We start from the raw sequence: 15,272 nt of genomic DNA on the forward strand, positions 1-15,272 counted from the left end.
TGACGGCGGGGATCAGCGCAGGTCCGCCGCCACGAACGACCAGACTTCGAGGTCGACCCGGCCACCGCCGACGAAGCCGGCGTTGCGCAACAGGCCCTCGTAGGTGAAGCCGGCCTTCTCGGCGACCCGACGGGACGCCAGGTTGCCGGGAGCGACCCGCAGCTCGACCCGCTGGAAACCGTGCTCCAGGATCAACGCGATGGCCACCGCGTCCACGGCCTCGGCGGCCAGGCCGAAGCCCCGGGCGTGGGGGGCCATCGCGTAGGAGACCTCGGTGAGGCGGGCGCCCCAGTCGGTACGCCGGGTCCAGAGGGAGCCGACCACCTGGTCGTCCTCCCGGCGGATCACCGCGTAGTGGTCGCCCTCGCCGCTGTCGCGTCGCTGCCGGGCCAGGTCGGTGCACCAGGCGTGCCCGTCGATCGGGCCGGAGTCTCCGGGCAACGGCAGCCAACGCCGGGTCAGCTTGTCGGCGAAGATCTCGCCGGCCGCCGCCGCGTCGGCCGCGGTGAGCCGGCGCACCTCCGTTCGCGGGGTGGAGACGGTCAACGCCGGAAACCGGCGGACCGCCAACTCACCGATCACGCCGGCACCACCGGCGGTGACACCGCCTCGGCTGCTGGCTCGCCCACCGCCGCGGCCACCACCCGGGCGGCGGTCGCCGGATGACCGGCCCAGTGCAGGGTGAGCTGCGAGGCGTGCACGTTGCGCCAGACGAACCCCTCCGGCGTGCCGCCGTCCCAGCTCCACGCCGGCCGCTGACCGGCGCGCGGGGTGAGCACCGCCCGGTGCTCCTTGTGCCCGACGACCACCGTGCCGCTCGCGGCGACCACGCTGTCGGTCCCGGCGGTCGCCTCCCGGTAGCCCACCACCAGACCGTCGCGGCTCGCGCCCACCGCGTCCAGCACACCGCACATCGGCAGCCCGTCCAGCTCCCGGGCCAGCCAGAGCAGACCGGCGCCCTCGGCGACCACCGGCCGGCCGGTACGCGCCAACTCGGCCACCGCGATGCAGAGCCGACGGTTGGCCGACAGCTGCTCGGCGTACGCCTCGGGCAGCCCTCCCCCGACGACCAGCGCCCGGGTGCCGACGGGCAACGCCTCGTCGCGCAGCGGATCGACCGTGACCACCTCTGCCCCGGCCGCCGTCAGCAACTCCGCGGTCTCCGGGTGGCTGAAGCTGCCACCCGGACCGCCCGCCACCGCGACCAGCGGACGCTGCGCCGGCACGACCAGCTCACCGAGCGCGTCCCCCGGCGACCAGGCCACCGCCGGCAGGGGCGGTGCGGAACGGGCCAGCCCGAGCAGTCGTTCCAGGTCGACGGTCGCGGCGACGGCCTCACCCAGGCGACGCACCGCGCGGACGGCGTCGGCCGAGGAGTCGACGACCGGCGCGACCCCGTGCCGGCGGGACGGCAGCACGGCCGGCAGGTCCTGGCGGCGCAGCGCGCCGTAGACGGGCACGCCCACGTCGTCCAACGCCTCGCGGAGCATGCTCTCGTGCCGCGACGACGCCACCCGGTTGAGGATCACCCCGCCCAACCACAACTGCTCGTCGTACGAGCGGAAACCGTGCACCAGCGCGGCCACCGACTGACCCATCGCGGCCACGTCGACCACCAGCACCACCGGGCTGCGCAGCGCCGCCGCGGCGGCGGCCGTGGACTCCTGCTCGGGCCGGCCGCCCACCGAGTCGTACAGGCCCATGCTGCCCTGCACGACCGCGAGACCGGCACCGGCGGCGCCGTGCGCGACCAGCGGGGCGAGCCGGTCGACGCCGACCAGCCGGGGATCGATCACCCGGCCCGGTCGGCGGGCGGCGAGACCGAGGTACGCGGCGTCGACGTGGTCCGGGCCGAGCTTGAACCCGGCGACGTCGACACCCCGCTCGGCCAGGGCGGCGAGCAGCCCGATCGCCAGCGCGTTCTTTCCGTGCCCGGAGGACGGCGCGCTGAGCACCAGGCGCGGCACGACGGTCATCATCGACTCCTCGCGGGCGGCGGCGGGTACGCGACGGACAACCGAGGGGGTCGATCCGTCGGCGTGACGATACTCGCCCGCACCGACGGGCGAGCACCGCCAACCGGGGGTCGGCGGACCGTCCCGGCCCGGTCGCGGTGAGTGGCCCCGGTCATACGGGTAGCCTCGGTGCCGTGTACCGGTTCCTGCTGAGCCCACGCTGGTTGGGCGCCCTCGCGCTGACGCTGGTCGCCGCCGCCGTCATGGTGTGGCTCGGCAACTGGCAGCTGGACCGCTACCGAGGTCGTACCGAGATCAACGAGCGGATCGACGCGGGCGAGCGGATGGCCCCGGCGCCCCTGGCCGACGCGTTCCGCCCGCCGGCCGGTGGCCCCGGCACCGCAGGTCCGGCTCCCGCGAAGGACCGGGTCTGGACCCGCGTCACCGCCACCGGCCGGTACGACACGTCGAACACCGTCCTGGTCCGGGGCCGGACGGTCGACAGCCGGGTGGGCTTCGAGGTGCTCACCCCGCTCGTGCTCGCCGACGGCACCGCGCTGCTGGTGGACCGGGGCTGGATCCCGCCCGCGCCGGGCGGCGCGACCGCCCAGCCGGCGGTGCCCACCCCGCCTGGCGGCGACGTCACGGTCAACGGCCGGGTGCACGAGACCGAGAGCGGCGCCGGCGCGGTGGACCGCCGCGACGGACGGCTGGAGACGCGCCGCATCGCCGTACCGCGGCTGGCCCGCGAGCTGCCCTACCCGGTCTACGGCGGCTACCTGCTGCTGGACGAGCAGACCCCGGCCGCCGACCCGGCGTTCAAGGCCGTTCCGGTCGGGCACACCAACAACTGGCAGAACTTCGGCTACGTCGTGCAGTGGTGGCTGTTCGCCGCGATGGCGATCTTCGGCTATGGCTGGGTGGCCCGCCGCGAGGCACGCCGGGCCGCCGGCCTCGACGGGGCGCAGTCCCCGCGGGACCGGGCGGCCGAGCCGACGCCCAGCGCCTCCGCCTGACCCCGCCCTGACAGCCTCGACCGGCGTCAGCCGATGGGCTGATCTCGACCGGCGTCAGCCGGTGGCCCGGCCCGCGTGGATGGCGCGGACGGCGTCGATGGTGTCGGCCTCGGCGGCGGACTTGTCGTCCCGGTAGCGCACCACCCGGGCGAACCGCAGCGCCATTCCACCGGGATAGCGGGTGCTCGTCTGCACCCCGTCGAACGCGATCTCCACGACCTGCTCGGGGCGTACCCGGACCACCCAGTCGCCGCGCTCGACGGCGAGGCCGAGGAACCGCTCGGTCTGCCACCGCAGCAGTTCGTCGGTGAGCCCCTTGAACGTCTTGCCGAGCATCACGAAGTCACCGGTGCGCGGGTCACGGGCGCCGAGGTGCAGGTTGGAGAGCCAGCCCTTGCGCCGGCCGCTGCCCCACTCCACGGCGAGCACGACCAGGTCGAGGGTGTGTCGGGGTTTGACCTTGACCCAGGCCGCCCCACGACGGCCGGCGTCGTAGGGGGCGTCCGGCGCCTTGACGACCACGCCCTCCTGGCCCGCGTCGAGGGCGGCGGCGAACGCCGCGCCGGCCTGCTCCGGACCGTCGACCTCCATCCGACCGACCAGCAGCGACGCGTCCACCGCGCCGGCGAGCGCGGCCCACCGCTCGCGGCCGGGCAGGTCGATCAGATCCTCACCGTCGAGGTGCAGCAGGTCGAAGAAGTACGGGGTGAGCACCGTCGTTCCGGTGCTGGCGGCGGCCGCGAGCACCGCCGGGGCGACCGGCGTACGGCCGGTGGTGCTCGGTGTGGTGCGCCGGGCGGCCCGGCTGGAGGTCTGCTGGAACGGCAGCGGGCGGCCCGTCTCGTCCAGACCGATCGCCTCGCCGTCGAGCACCAACTCCCGGCCGGGCAGGGCGCGAACCGCCGCGACGACCTCGGGCACCCGGCTGGTGATCTCGTCGAGGCTGCGGGTGAACACGGCGATGTCGGCGCCGGAGCGGTGCACCTGGATGCGGATGCCGTCGAGCTTCACGTCGACCACGGCCGGCGTGCCGGTCGCGGCCAGCGCCTCGTCGACCGAGGGTGCGCTCTGGGCGAGCATCGGCGCGAGCGGCCGGCCGACCCGCAGGCCGAAACCGGCCAGCTCTGCCGCCCCTCCGCGCAGCGCGGCCACCGCCACGGCGCGCAGGTCACCGGCGAGCAGCAGGGCACGGCGGACGGTGGCGACCGGCACCTCGGCGGCCCGGGCCACGGCATCGGCGAGCAGCCCGGCCTGCGCGCCCTGGCGCAGTTCACCGCCGAACAGGCCGGTCAGCAGCCGTTGCTCGTCGGCGGTGGCCGCCGCGTAGAGGGCGCCGAGCAGAGCGCGGCGGCGGGCCTGCGCCCCCGAGCCGTGCACGGCGGCGATCTGGGCGATGGCCGCGTCGACAGCGGCCACGGTCAGCGTCGGCTCGCCGGCCGGCGCGGGCAGGTCACGCAGGCTCGCGTAGCCCACGCCGGTCTGGCGTTGCCGCAGCTCACCGGCGAGATAGCTGGCGCCGGGCTCCACCTCGGCCGGGTCGAGCCGGCGCAGGGCGTCGGCGAGCAGCTCCACCTTGGCCCGTCGGCCGCTGGTGGCGCCCACGGCGGCGGAGGTGGCCGCCAGGTCGATGAACCGCACGAAGCTCATCCTGCCAGTCACCTCCGACACCGCCCGGGCATTGCCGTGCCCGGGCGGTGTCGGCGCGGTGCCGCAGCCCACTGGCCCTGTTCCTCAAGGCACTCAAGGGGCGGCGGGAATCAGGCGGAGACGGGCTCCTCGATGCGCAGCCCCCGGGCGCGGACCTCACCGGCCACTCGGGAGAGCACCGAGTCGAGGGCGACCAGGGCGGCGGAGAGCTCACCGAGCTGTTCGTTGAGCGTGTCCTCGGACCACGCGGAGACGTCGACGTCCCCCAGTGCGCTGACGGCGGCCCCCAACCGGGCCATCACCTCGTTCGTACTCATGTTCGAAACCCTATAACAATCCCATCGACGACACGCCGTAAACGCGCAGTTCAGGCGCAAACTTGCCGTTATCACGCCGCTGCGGCGGCCACCTTGCCCAGCAGCAGCGCCTCGGCGAGGCAGACCTTGGCGAACTCGCCGAGGTGCAGGCTCTCGTTCGGACCGTGCGCGCGGGCGTGCGGGTCCTCCACGCCGGTCACCAGGATCGCCGCCTGCGGGAACATCCCCTGGAACGTGGCGATGAACGGGATCGAACCGCCGATGCCGATGTCCACCGGCTCGGTGCCGTCCCAGGCTTCCTGGAACGCCGAGCGGGCGGCGTCGAACATCGGCCCGGACGCGTCGATCACGCACGGGTCGCCGTCGTGCTCGATGGTGACCGTCACCTGCGCGCCCCACGGCGCGTGCTTCTCCAGGTGGTCGCGCACCGCCGCGTACGCCCGCTTGGGATCGTCGCCCGGAGCGAGGCGGACGCTGAGCTTGGCCTTCGCGGCCGGCACCAGGGCGTTCGGCGCCTCACCGGTGGCCGGAGCGTCGATACCGAGCACGGCCACCGCCGGCTTGGTCCAGATCCGGTCGGTGATCCGACCGGTGCCGATGAACTGCACACCCTCGGCCAGTCCGGCCTCGACGCGCACCCGGTCCTCCGGGTAGTCGACGGTCGCGCCCTCGCGACTCACCAGGCCGTCCACCGCCACGTCACCGGCGTCGTCGTGCAGGGTCGCCAGCAGCCGGACCAGCGCGGTCAGCGCGTCCGGGACGGCGCCGCCGAACATGCCGCTGTGCACGGCGTGGTCCAGCGTGCGTACCTCGACGAAACAGTTGACGATGCCGCGCAGCGAGGTGGTCAGCGCCGGCACGCCGATGTCCCAGTTGCCCGAGTCGGCGATCACGATGACGTCCGAGGCGATCTCGTCGCGGTGCTCGACGAGCAGCCGCTCCAACGAGTCGGAGCCGAACTCCTCCTCGCCCTCGATGAACAGCACCACCCCGACCGGCAGCGCGTCCCCGTACGCCCGCAGGGCCGCGACGTGCGCCATGATGCCGGCCTTGTCGTCGGCCGCGCCTCTGGCGTACAGGCGGCCGTCGCGCTCCACCGGCTCGAACGGGTCGGACTCCCACAGCGACCGGTCGCCGACGGGCTGCACGTCGTGGTGGGCGTAGAGCAGCACGGTGGGCGCGCCGGGCGGGGCCGCGCGCCGGCCGATCACGGCGGGCTGCCCGCCGGAACGCACGATGTCGACGTCCAGGCCGCAGCCGCGGAGCAACTCGGCGACCGCCTCGGCGGAACGCTCGACGTGCGAGTGGTCGAAGCCGTCGAAGGCGATGCCGGGGATGCGGACGAGGCGTTCGAGGTCGGCCCGGACGCCGGGCATCTCCCGCTCGACGGCGGCCCGCACCTCGGACTCGGACATGATCGGTGAGGTCATGACCGGCATCGTATGCCGGCCTTACCCGGGCCGGCCGGCGGAGCCCGTACCCGCCGTGGGGACCCGCACGAAGTAGCGCGACGCGTCGAGCGGCAGCGTCGGCGCGCCGTCGACCACCAGGTCCGCGTGCGCGCAGGTGTCGTCGGCGACGAAGTGCGCCCGCTCACCGACATGCCATCGGCGCAGCTCCGGCAGGATCTCCGACCCGTCCCGTTCGACCGCGCGGGCCAGCCGCAGCGCCGCGGGCACGGTCACGAAGACGGCGAGAGCCAGCTCCGGCCGGACGACGGCACGCGCGGCGCTGACCCCCTCCACGATCAGCACCGGCGTCACCGGCACCGGCACCGGGCGGGGCAGGAACGACCGCCGTACCCAGCTGTACCGCCGGTACGCGCCCGGCTCACCCCGGCGCAGCCGGGCCAGCACCTCGCCGTCGAGCCGGGGCCAGAAGGTCAACTGGTCGTCCCAGCCGTCGAGCAGGTCGTCGGTGTGCACCACGGGCGGCCGCCCGCCGGGCAGTGCCGCCAGGGCGTCCGCGAGGTGCGCCGCGAACCGGCTCTTGCCCGCGCCACTCGGCCCGTCGACGGCGACCAGCCGGGTCCGCCCCAACCGCGCCGGGCCCGCGAGCACCCGGCGCGCCACCTCGGCGTACGCCTCGACGACTGCCACCGGTACCACCTGCGCGGCGGAATCCTCGGTCGGCCCGTCGGCGTCGTACCGGTGTCGAAGGGTGCCGGGCTCACGCAGCGGCGGCCCCTTGCGGCCGAGCGGCCCCCTGGCGACGAGTCCGTGCACGACCGCAGTATGCCGCTAGTCCACGCTCGCCGGGCCAGCCTTGATCAACTCGCTTTCACGGATGTCGCCCTGTCCCGCCGGCCACGACACCCCGACGTCACGGAAACCGGTGTCGATCACGCCGGTCTCGGCCGTGTGACACGTCTGGCTGAGCCTGTTGGGGCGGCCATTCTCACGTCCGGGGGAATTGGGGTGGCGAGGGGTGACGGGCGGTCCGTTCGCCGCGCGAGCCGGTAGCCGAGTCGGCATGATCGGGTGGTGCTCCGAGACGTGATGAGCCCCGGCATCGACGCCCTGCTCGAACAGGCCCGCGCCGGGCTGCACCGACTTACTCCACAGCAGACCGTCGAGGCGGTCCGCGGTGGCGCTCTGCTTGTCGACACCCGTACCGACACGCAGCGCCGCGAACAGGGTGACCTTCCCGGGGCGGTGGTCATCGACCGCACGGTGCTGGAGTGGCGGCTCGATCCGGCCAGCGCCTGGCGCATCCCGGAGGCCACCGCGTACGACCGGGAGATCATCGTGGTGTGCCGCCAGGGCTACAGCTCGAGCCTGGCCGCCGCCAGCCTCCAGACCCTCGGGCTGCGCCGGGCCACCGACATGATCGGCGGCGTCGACGCGTGGCTGGCCGCCGGCCTACCGACCAGCGACCGCCCCGCCGACATCCGCCTCTGACCCGCCCACCCGCTACCGCACCCCGCCGATCATGGAGTTGTGGTGCCGGACGGAGGGGACTATCAGCGACATATCAGGCACCACGACTCCATGATCGACGCCGGAGTCGGTGGTCCGTCGCGGGGGTGGCGTTCAGGTGGGCGGGGCGCCGGGCGGGATGAAGGGGAGAGTCTCGGGTGCGCCGGTCTCGATGAGTCGCCAGAGGGCATCGGTGTCGAGGTGCTCCTCGACGAGGTCGCCGAGCAGGTCGAGCGAGCGTTCCCGGGCGGCGGCGAAGCTGGTGGCCGGAGCGACCCGGAAGCCGGTACGCCCGGCCAGCCGCGCCGCCTCGGTGAGGAACCAGCGGCGGAAACCGTCGGACTCGAACGCCCCGTGCCAGTGCGTACCGTGCACCGGGCCGAGCACCGCTCCCTCGCCCGCGCCGTCGGCCCCGGTCAGCAGCGGGGTCAGGTCCGGGTCGGACTGCGAGACGTACCCGTGGTGGATCTCGTAGCCGCGGACCGTCACGTCGCCGGGGCCAGCGCCCACCGACTGCCGGACGGTCTTGCGGGGATCGAAGGTGATCTCGATGGGCAGCAGACCGAGCCCGGGTACGCTGCCCTGCCGGCTCTCGACCCGGTCGTGGATGGCTCGGCCGAGCATCTGGAACCCGCCGCAGAGGCCGAGCAGCGGCTTGCCGGCTGCCGCGTGGGCGACGACCGCCTCGGCGAGACCGGTCTCGCGTAGCCAGGCCAGGTCCGCGACGGTCGACTTCGAGCCGGGTAGGACGATCACATCGGCGGAGGCCAGTTCGGCCGGCTCGACGGTGAGACGCACGCGGACACCCGGCTCGGTGGCGAGCGCCTCCACGTCGGTGGCGTTGCTGATGCGGGGCAGCCGGACGACGGCCACATCCAGCCATTCGGTGCCGTGTGGGGCGGCGGGACGGCCGAGTACCCGGCCGTAGGCGAGGGAGTCCTCCGCGTCCAGCCACAGGTCGAGCGACCACGGCAGCACCCCGTACGTGGGACGGCCGGTCACGTGACGCAGCATCTTCAGCCCCGGCTGGAGCAGGCCGAGGTCCCCCCGGAACTTGTTGATCACGAAGCCGGCGACGAGCGCCTGGTCGGCCGGGTCGAGCAGGGCCACCGTGCCGAACATCGACGCGAAGACGCCGCCCCGGTCGATGTCGCCGACCACGATGGCGGGCAGGTTGGCGTGCCGGGCGAGCCCCATGTTGACGTAGTCCCCGGCCCGCAGGTTGATCTCCGCCGGGCTGCCCGCGCCCTCGCAGATCACCACGTCGTACGCGGCGCGCAACTCGGCCAACGCCGCGTACGCGGTCTCGGCGAGCCGGGGTCGCAACTGCCGGAAGGTGCCGGCGGTGATCGTGTCGACCGCTTCGCCGAGGAGCACCACCTGACTGGCGAGGTCACTGCCCGGCTTGAGCAGCACCGGGTTGAAGCGCAGGTCCGGTGCGAGCCCGCACGCCGCAGCCTGCATGGCCTGGGCGCGGCCGATCTCCCCACCCCGCCCGTCCGGACCGACCACGACGGCCGAGTTGTTCGACATGTTCTGCGCCTTGAACGGCGCCACCTTCACGCCCCGCCGATGCAGCCAGCGGCAGATGCCGGCGGTGAGCACGCTCTTGCCGGCGTCCGAGGTGGTGCCGGCGACCAGCAGACCGCCGCTCACCGCCCGCTCCCCCGCCCCGTGACGCCGCCGATCCGGCCACGCTCCGCCCCGACGGGCCCTGGGCGGCCTGCCCATCGGCCACGCTCCGCCCCGACGGGCCCTGGGCGGCCTGCCCATCGGCCACGCTCCGCCCCGAGGGGCAGCGAGCGGCCTGTCCACGCGCCGCGCTGAACCGCCTTCTCGGCCGGCACAGGGCCGGCACCCCGCCCGGTCACCGCTCGCACGCCCCGCCGCGCGACCGCTCCGGTGAGGCGACCGACGGTCAGCGGGTAGGCGGCGGCCAGCCCGAGGGCGGCCAGGCCGACAGCGCCGGAGATACGCGCGGCCCGCTTGAGGTGCCGCGCCTCGGGACGGGGGCCGTCGCCCAGGAACGGGCGGACCTCGGAGCGCCCGAAGTACCTGTTGCGGCCACCGAGGCGGACGCCGAGCGCGCCGGCCATCGCCGCCTCGCACTGGCCGGCGTTGGGGCTCGGGTGGTCGTTGCGGTCCCGCCGCCACACCCGCCATGCGCGCTCCCGGTCGCCGTGCGCCACCGGAGCGACGGCGATGGTGAGGAGCCCGGTCAGCCGGGACGGCACGAGGTTGAGCAGGTCGTCGAGCCGGGCGGACGGAGTGCCGAACCGCGCGTAGCGCTCCGACCGGTGCCCGACCATCGCGTCCAGGGTGTTCGCGGCGCGGTAACCCAGCAGCCCGGGCAGGCCGGCGACCGCACCCCAGAGCAGCGGGGCGACCACCGCGTCGGAGGTGTTCTCCGCGACCGACTCGACGGTGGCGCGGGCCAACTCCGACTCGTCCAGGGTTGACGGGTCCCGGCCGCAGAGGTTGCCGAGGCGTTCCCGGGCGGCGGGCAGGTCGCCGTCGCGCAACGTCCGACCCATGATCGCGGCCTCGCGTCGCAGGGTGCGGCCGCCCAGCACGGTCCAGGTGCCGACGGCGACGAGGACCGCGCGGCTCACCGGCCGGTGTCGGGTGGCCAGCGTGGCGGCAACCCCGAGCGCCACGGGCCCGCCGACCGCCAGTGCCGTGAACGCCGCCCCGGCGGTCCGGTCCGGGCGGTGCAGGCGACGCTCCAGAGCGCCGGCCACCTGGCCGAACCCGGCGACCGGGTGCCACCGGCGGGGGTCGCCGAGCAACCGGTCCAGGGCGTAACCAGCCACCAGGCCCACCGCGTTCGCCACCGGTGCTGTCCGTCGCACGCTCACCACCCCCGGCCGGCCAGCCTAGACGAGCACCGCATGAGCCAGCCGCGCCTGCCGTACTCCACCGAACTCTCCTCCACCCGCTCTGCTCACGCGGGGTGACGACGCGAGCCGCGCCGCCACCCCGCCCCCGTCGTGCCCCCGGCGCGTACGCCGTCGGCCTCAGGCGGCCGCGCTGCCGCCTCGGGACCGGACACTCATGCCGGCTGCGGCACCCGGCCTCGGCCCCGCCGGCCCCGACCGGACGACGGGACATCCGGCTGGCCCTCGTCGGGCACCGGCCCCAACTCGTCGTCGGGGTCGTCCTCCGGGTCGGCGTCGTCCGCCGTCGCCGCGAGTGTGAGCCCGTCGTCGTCCAAAGCGACGTCGAGCGGGCCGTGGCCCAGCGGGCTGGTACGCGGCGAGGCGTACTCGGGCAGCTCGAAGTCGTCGTCGAGCGGGCCGTGGTCGGGCAGCGCGGGGGCCTCCCCGGCGGGTACCGGCTCGGTGGGCTCGCCGTGCACGCGGCTCTCGGTGGCGGCGTCCTCGACGATGCTGGTGGTCATGGTCGGTCGGTTCCGCAGGAAGCGGGCGCGCCCCCGGGACAGGTCGTGGCCGACGGCGACCGCCTCCAGCTCGTAGAGGGTGCGGTGGGTGCCGGCCTCGTCGATCCAGTCGCGGGTGTAGAGCCGACCGCAGACCACCACCGGGTCGCCGACCATCACCGACGCGGCGACGCCCTCGGCGAGCTTGCGCCAGCAGTTGACGCGGACGCGCAGCGAATTCCCGTCGACCCAACGGCCGCTGTCGCGGTCGAGGCGGCGTGCGGTGGAGGCGACCTTGAAATTGGCGACCAGCGTGTTGCTCTCCTTGGTCCGACGCCATTCGGGCGCCGTCAGAATATTGCCGACAATCGTGACGTACGTGTCGAACATCGTCCCTCCAGGGGATCGGGGGTGTGCCAGCTCGAGTCGACTCGGCATCGAGCCTGTGCGATGTCGACGACCACCGCCAGCGCCGCCACCCGGACCTGTGGACAGCGGGCCACCTGTGGACAACGCCCTGATCAAGCCCCTGTTGTGGTACGGCCGACCCACCCGAACGGCCAAGGGCGGTTCCGGATCCGACCGAACTGGGTATGGATTTGATCAACGCACCACCGACAAGCTCCACGTCGACGAGAGGTCAGCACCATGACGATCACTACTTTCGGCTCCGCGACCGTTTCCGAGGTGCGGCGATGAGCGCCGTGGCGAACCCGGCGACCGTGGGCGAGTGCCTGCGGGTCGGCGCGGGGTTCTCGCAGGGCGACCGCAACTGGATCGCCGAGCAGTTCGCCACCCTCGACGCCCGGCTGGCCGGTTTCCACGCCGACGCCACCGAGCTTGAGGTGTCGGTGAAGGACCGGGAGGCACGGGGCCAGAAGGTCACGCTGGAGTGCTGGATCGCCGGCCGGCAGAAGATCGTCACCACCTCCACCGAGGAGGACCTGCACGCCGCCCTCAACGACGTCCGCGACGACCTGCGTCGCAAGCTCAACGACGCCAAGACCAAGCAGGAGCCGCGCAACAACAAGCACCTGCGCGACATCCCGCAGCCCCAGGGCGAGATCGACCCGATCGACGAGGACCCGGCCCGCGCCGACGCGGAAACAGCCTGATCCACCCACCCCCGCCCGGCCCGCCCGACGCGCCCTACGCGCCCGGCCCGCCCGCGATCTTGCACTTTCGTACGCCAATATGCGGCTTTTCAGTAGTTATGCCGCCACAGAAAGTGCAAGATCGCGGGCGAGGGCGGGGCGGGCGCGGGCGGGGCTACCGCTGGGTAGGCAGGGCGGCGTAGCGTCGCGGTTGTGGAACCGGACGTGTTGGGGCTGCCCTACGAGCGGCGGACGATCGACCTGGGCACCGACGACGAAGGTCCCGTTGTCGCGACCCTGGTCCGGCGGCGGGCCGAGCGCCCCACCGGGCGGGCGGTGCTCTACGTGCACGGGTTCGTCGACTACTTTTTCCAGACTCATCTGGCCGACTTCTTCGCGGAGCGTGGTTGGGACTTCTACGCGCTCGACCTGCGCAAGTACGGTCGTAGTCTGCTCGCGCACCAGACGCCGAACTTCTGCCGCGACATCAGCGACTACTTCCCCGAGCTGGACGCCGCCGCCGAGATCATCCGTGGCGAGGACGAGCACGACACCCTGCTGGTGATGGGCCACTCCACCGGCGGCCTGATCATCTCGCTCTGGGCGGACGCCCGCCGCGACGCCGGCGTCGTCGACGGCCTGGTCCTCAACAGCCCTTTCTTCGACCTCAACGCTCCCTGGGCGGTCCGTCGACCCCTCGCGGCCGCCGTCGCCCGGCTGGGCCGCAGGGCGCCGCACCGCGTTCTGCCGTTGGGCCTGGGCACGGTGTACGGCGAGAGCCTGCACGCCGAGCACCGCGGCGAGTGGACCTATGACCTGGCCTGGAAGCCGCTGGGCGGGTTCCCGGTACGGGCCGGCTGGCTGAACGCGATCCGCACCGGCCAGCGCCGGCTGCGCGCCGGCCTGGACATCCCGGTGCCGGTGCTGCTGGCCTGCTCGACCCGCTCGTTCCGGGGCAAGAAGTGGCACGCCAACGCCACCCTGGCCGATGCGGTGCTGGACGTGGGGCACATGGTGAAGTACGCGCCCCGCCTCGGCCAGCACGTCACCCTGGCCCGCTTCGACGGCGGGTTGCACGACCTCACGCTCTCCGGCCCGGCCGTACGGGCGAAGGTCTTCGACGAGGTCGGCCGCTGGGCCGAGGCGTTCCTGGCCGCCGGCCCCACCGCCCCGGCCGACGACGATGCCGACACCGATGCGCCCACGCTGCCGCGCAGCCGCCGCCCGTCGACCGACACCGCCGAGGCAACGGCGGTCGGCGACTGAGCGGTCGAGCCGGGTTCAGGTGTCGCCGCGCGCGGCCGACAGGACCGCGCCGATCCGGTCGAAGGTCGCCACCGGGTGCCCGCCGACGCCGGGCAGGACCAGGCCGAGGCAGTACAGCGACACGTCCCCCGTGGCGTCGGCCTGCACGGCGAAGACGGGCGCACCCACGTACCCAGGCGGTAGTTCCGTGGTGATCCGCACATCGTCCCCGTCGCGGACCACGCGCTCGATCGCCACCTCCAGGGGGCGGGAGCCGTCCTCTCGTACCCCATGGGCCAGGACGAAGGCGGAGCTGGCGTCGGCGACGGCCTCGGGCCCGGCGGCGATCCCCGCTGGTACCGGCTGCACCCGCCACCGCCAGCCGCCGTCGCCCGCGTAGCGGTGCAGGCCGGCGGTCGGCAGCACCGCGACCCCGTCGCCCGGAAAGCTGGACCAGCCGGGCACGATCTCGCCCTGGGCGACGGCGTCCGGCGCGACGCCCGCCGGCTCGGTGACGCTGGCCCGCAGGCCCAGCTCACCGCCCGCCGCGCCGACGAGGTCGGCCGCCGTCAGCAGCGCCTCCCCCACCGGGTCGTCGCCACCCTGGAAGAAGAAGGCGGTGCCGTAGGCGTCGGCCGCCCGGTAGGGCAAAATCGCCCGACCGACGACCTGGCACAGCTCGTAGGCGACGCTGCTCTCGGCGTCGGGGTCCAGCAACACCAGCCGAGGGTACGGGGAGACGACCGGCCTCCTCGCGGGAACCCGGATGCCGACCGGAGCCGCCTCGTGAGACTCTGCACGGCAACGTGGAGGCGGCACCCATCGACCCGAGACGCGGCGGGTCGGCGGTACCCTTCTGGCGCGACTTCCACGCCGCGCGCCCGTAGCTCAGCGGATAGAGCAGGGGACTTCTAATCCCAAGGCCGCAGGTTCGAATCCTGCCGGGCGCACCACCGACACCCCAGGTCAGCGGCCTGTCGCTCCCGGTCCAGTCGATCACCGGCGCCGCAAGAGTTGCGGCTGAGCACGGCCTTGTCTGCTGCGACCCGCAGCTAGGCCTGCTTCAGACTGCTCCTGAGCCGGTATGCCAACCAGTCCAGTCTTCGGGCCGGGTCGGTCGTCTCCTCGGCTGACCGCTCCAAGAACTTCCAGAAATCCGCCATGTCCACCTCGGGGACGTTAACGGCCCTGTCGACCCGCATCTAGCGCTGGTTGCCCTGCCTGCGGCTCGAGAAATGACGGTACAGCCAGGTCCATCGCGGGCGGAACGAGCCACCGGGGCCCGGCATACTTCCGCGCATGAGTTACGACCTAGCGGTGTGGGAGGGCGACGTGCCCGCCGACGACGATGCGGCCGGCGAGGTGTACGAAGCCCTGTACCAGCAGTACTTCGAGTTCGAGGAGCTGCCGCCCACGCCCCGGATCCGCGCCTACGTCGCCGCCGTCGCGGAACGCTGGCCCGACCTCTACGGCCATGACGCCGAGCTCTACCCGCTGTCGAACGGACTCGTCGACGAGGCGTCGGGCCCGATGGTCTACTTCACGATCCCCTTCAATCGGGCCGACGAGGTCTCAACGGCAGCAGCGCAACTGGCGGCCGATCATGGGCTCGTCTGCTACGACCCGCAGGGGGAACACCTGCTCCCCGCTACCGCTCAGGAAACCTGACCGTCGGCATCCTGGACGCCGCCGCGCAGCTCG

At 73.7% G+C, this 15,272-nt stretch carries 13 protein-coding genes, 1 tRNA gene and 2 pseudogenes; 6 read left to right on the forward strand and 10 right to left on the reverse strand.

The window, feature by feature from the left end; translation table 11 throughout:
- Window positions 1-12 precede the first annotated feature (12 nt).
- Window positions 13-582 carry a GNAT family N-acetyltransferase gene (locus ACIA3K_RS25515; protein WP_396804210.1) on the reverse strand — a complete coding sequence of 190 codons (570 nt, stop codon included), beginning with the start codon at window positions 580-582 and terminating at the stop codon, window positions 13-15.
- Entirely contained in the window at window positions 579-1,976 is a 1,398-nt protein-coding gene (locus tag ACIA3K_RS25520) for a cobyrinate a,c-diamide synthase (protein WP_396804211.1), read from the reverse strand. Before ACIA3K_RS25520 ends, ACIA3K_RS25515 begins: the two co-directional genes overlap by 4 nt.
- A 173-nt stretch (window positions 1,977-2,149) precedes the next feature.
- On the opposite strand from ACIA3K_RS25520, the gene ACIA3K_RS25525 reads away from it, so the two are divergent.
- Complete coding sequence (locus tag ACIA3K_RS25525) at window positions 2,150-2,971, forward strand: SURF1 family protein (RefSeq protein WP_396804212.1); 822 nt, start codon at window positions 2,150-2,152, stop codon at window positions 2,969-2,971.
- Window positions 2,972-3,025: 54 nt separating this feature from the next.
- Here the strand turns inward: ACIA3K_RS25525 and ACIA3K_RS25530 are convergent, their stop codons facing one another.
- The 4 genes and pseudogenes from ACIA3K_RS25530 to ACIA3K_RS25545 form a co-directional block, all read right to left on the reverse strand.
- On the reverse strand, window positions 3,026-4,618 hold the full coding sequence (locus tag ACIA3K_RS25530) for an ATP-dependent DNA ligase (RefSeq protein ID WP_396804213.1): 1,593 nt from the start codon (window positions 4,616-4,618) through the stop codon (window positions 3,026-3,028).
- Window positions 4,619-4,728: 110 nt separating this feature from the next.
- Complete coding sequence (locus ACIA3K_RS25535) at window positions 4,729-4,935, reverse strand: hypothetical protein (RefSeq protein WP_030333429.1); 207 nt, start codon at window positions 4,933-4,935, stop codon at window positions 4,729-4,731.
- A 71-nt stretch (window positions 4,936-5,006) separates the two neighbouring features.
- Window positions 5,007-6,350, reverse strand: a complete 1,344-nt coding sequence (locus ACIA3K_RS25540; RefSeq protein ID WP_396804304.1) for a dipeptidase — start codon at window positions 6,348-6,350, stop codon at window positions 5,007-5,009.
- Window positions 6,340-7,043: pseudogene (locus ACIA3K_RS25545) on the reverse strand (uridine kinase); the annotation flags it as partial. The pseudogene ACIA3K_RS25545 and the gene ACIA3K_RS25540, both read right to left, overlap by 11 nt.
- A 390-nt stretch (window positions 7,044-7,433) precedes the next feature.
- Between ACIA3K_RS25545 and ACIA3K_RS25550 the strand changes: the two are divergent.
- On the forward strand, window positions 7,434-7,835 hold the full coding sequence (locus tag ACIA3K_RS25550) for a rhodanese-like domain-containing protein (RefSeq protein ID WP_396804305.1): 402 nt from the start codon (window positions 7,434-7,436) through the stop codon (window positions 7,833-7,835).
- Window positions 7,836-7,967: 132 nt separating this feature from the next.
- Here ACIA3K_RS25550 and ACIA3K_RS25555 read toward each other — a convergent pair whose 3' ends face one another.
- From ACIA3K_RS25555 to ACIA3K_RS25565, 3 genes and pseudogenes are all read right to left on the reverse strand, one after another.
- A complete protein-coding gene (locus ACIA3K_RS25555; protein WP_396804214.1) occupies window positions 7,968-9,509 on the reverse strand; it encodes a cobyric acid synthase in 1,542 nt (513 codons plus the stop codon).
- Window positions 9,510-9,712: 203 nt separating this feature from the next.
- A pseudogene (locus ACIA3K_RS25560) lies at window positions 9,713-10,687 on the reverse strand (cobalamin biosynthesis protein); the annotation flags it as partial.
- 218 nt (window positions 10,688-10,905) lie between these two features.
- Complete coding sequence (locus ACIA3K_RS25565) at window positions 10,906-11,622, reverse strand: single-stranded DNA-binding protein (RefSeq protein ID WP_396804215.1); 717 nt, start codon at window positions 11,620-11,622, stop codon at window positions 10,906-10,908.
- A gap of 305 nt (window positions 11,623-11,927) precedes the next feature.
- On the opposite strand from ACIA3K_RS25565, the gene ACIA3K_RS25570 reads away from it, so the two are divergent.
- Window positions 11,928-12,347: an HPF/RaiA family ribosome-associated protein gene (locus ACIA3K_RS25570; protein WP_357395295.1), complete on the forward strand. Its 420-nt coding sequence runs from the start codon at window positions 11,928-11,930 to the stop codon at window positions 12,345-12,347.
- A 192-nt stretch (window positions 12,348-12,539) separates the two neighbouring features.
- Window positions 12,540-13,592, forward strand: coding sequence for an alpha/beta hydrolase (locus ACIA3K_RS25575; protein WP_396804216.1), 1,053 nt, complete (start codon window positions 12,540-12,542; stop codon window positions 13,590-13,592).
- A 15-nt stretch (window positions 13,593-13,607) separates the two neighbouring features.
- On the opposite strand, the gene ACIA3K_RS25580 is transcribed toward ACIA3K_RS25575, so the two are convergent.
- Window positions 13,608-14,291, reverse strand: coding sequence for a hypothetical protein (locus tag ACIA3K_RS25580; protein WP_396804217.1), 684 nt, complete (start codon window positions 14,289-14,291; stop codon window positions 13,608-13,610).
- A gap of 157 nt (window positions 14,292-14,448) precedes the next feature.
- Between ACIA3K_RS25580 and ACIA3K_RS25585 the strand changes: the two genes are divergently transcribed.
- Both ACIA3K_RS25585 and ACIA3K_RS25590 read left to right on the forward strand, forming a co-directional pair.
- Window positions 14,449-14,524: transfer RNA gene (locus tag ACIA3K_RS25585), tRNA-Arg, on the forward strand.
- Window positions 14,525-14,870: 346 nt separating this feature from the next.
- Window positions 14,871-15,239 (forward strand): hypothetical protein, encoded by a 369-nt coding sequence (locus tag ACIA3K_RS25590; protein ID WP_396804218.1) that lies wholly within the window; start codon window positions 14,871-14,873, stop codon window positions 15,237-15,239.
- Window positions 15,240-15,272 lie beyond the last annotated feature (33 nt).

It is taken from the genome of Micromonospora sp. NPDC051543, from assembly GCF_044454415.1.
GTDB lineage: Bacteria > Actinomycetota > Actinomycetes > Mycobacteriales > Micromonosporaceae > Micromonospora.

Bases quoted from the DNA above. Each gene is read 5' to 3' on its own strand.
- ACIA3K_RS25530 (WP_396804213.1), bottom strand. From the start codon at position 4,618: ATGAGCTTCGTGCGGTTCATCGACCTGGCGGCCACCTCCGCCGCCGTG.
- ACIA3K_RS25550 (WP_396804305.1), top strand. From the start codon at position 7,434: ATGAGCCCCGGCATCGACGCCCTGCTCGAACAGGCCCGCGCCGGGCTG.
- ACIA3K_RS25570 (WP_357395295.1), top strand. From the start codon at position 11,928: ATGAGCGCCGTGGCGAACCCGGCGACCGTGGGCGAGTGCCTGCGGGTC.
- ACIA3K_RS25590 (WP_396804218.1), top strand. From the start codon at position 14,871: ATGAGTTACGACCTAGCGGTGTGGGAGGGCGACGTGCCCGCCGACGAC.
- ACIA3K_RS25540 (WP_396804304.1), bottom strand. From the start codon at position 6,350: ATGTCCGAGTCCGAGGTGCGGGCCGCCGTCGAGCGGGAGATGCCCGGC.
- ACIA3K_RS25565 (WP_396804215.1), bottom strand. From the start codon at position 11,622: ATGTTCGACACGTACGTCACGATTGTCGGCAATATTCTGACGGCGCCC.
- ACIA3K_RS25520 (WP_396804211.1), bottom strand. From the start codon at position 1,976: ATGACCGTCGTGCCGCGCCTGGTGCTCAGCGCGCCGTCCTCCGGGCAC.
- ACIA3K_RS25535 (WP_030333429.1), bottom strand. From the start codon at position 4,935: ATGAGTACGAACGAGGTGATGGCCCGGTTGGGGGCCGCCGTCAGCGCA.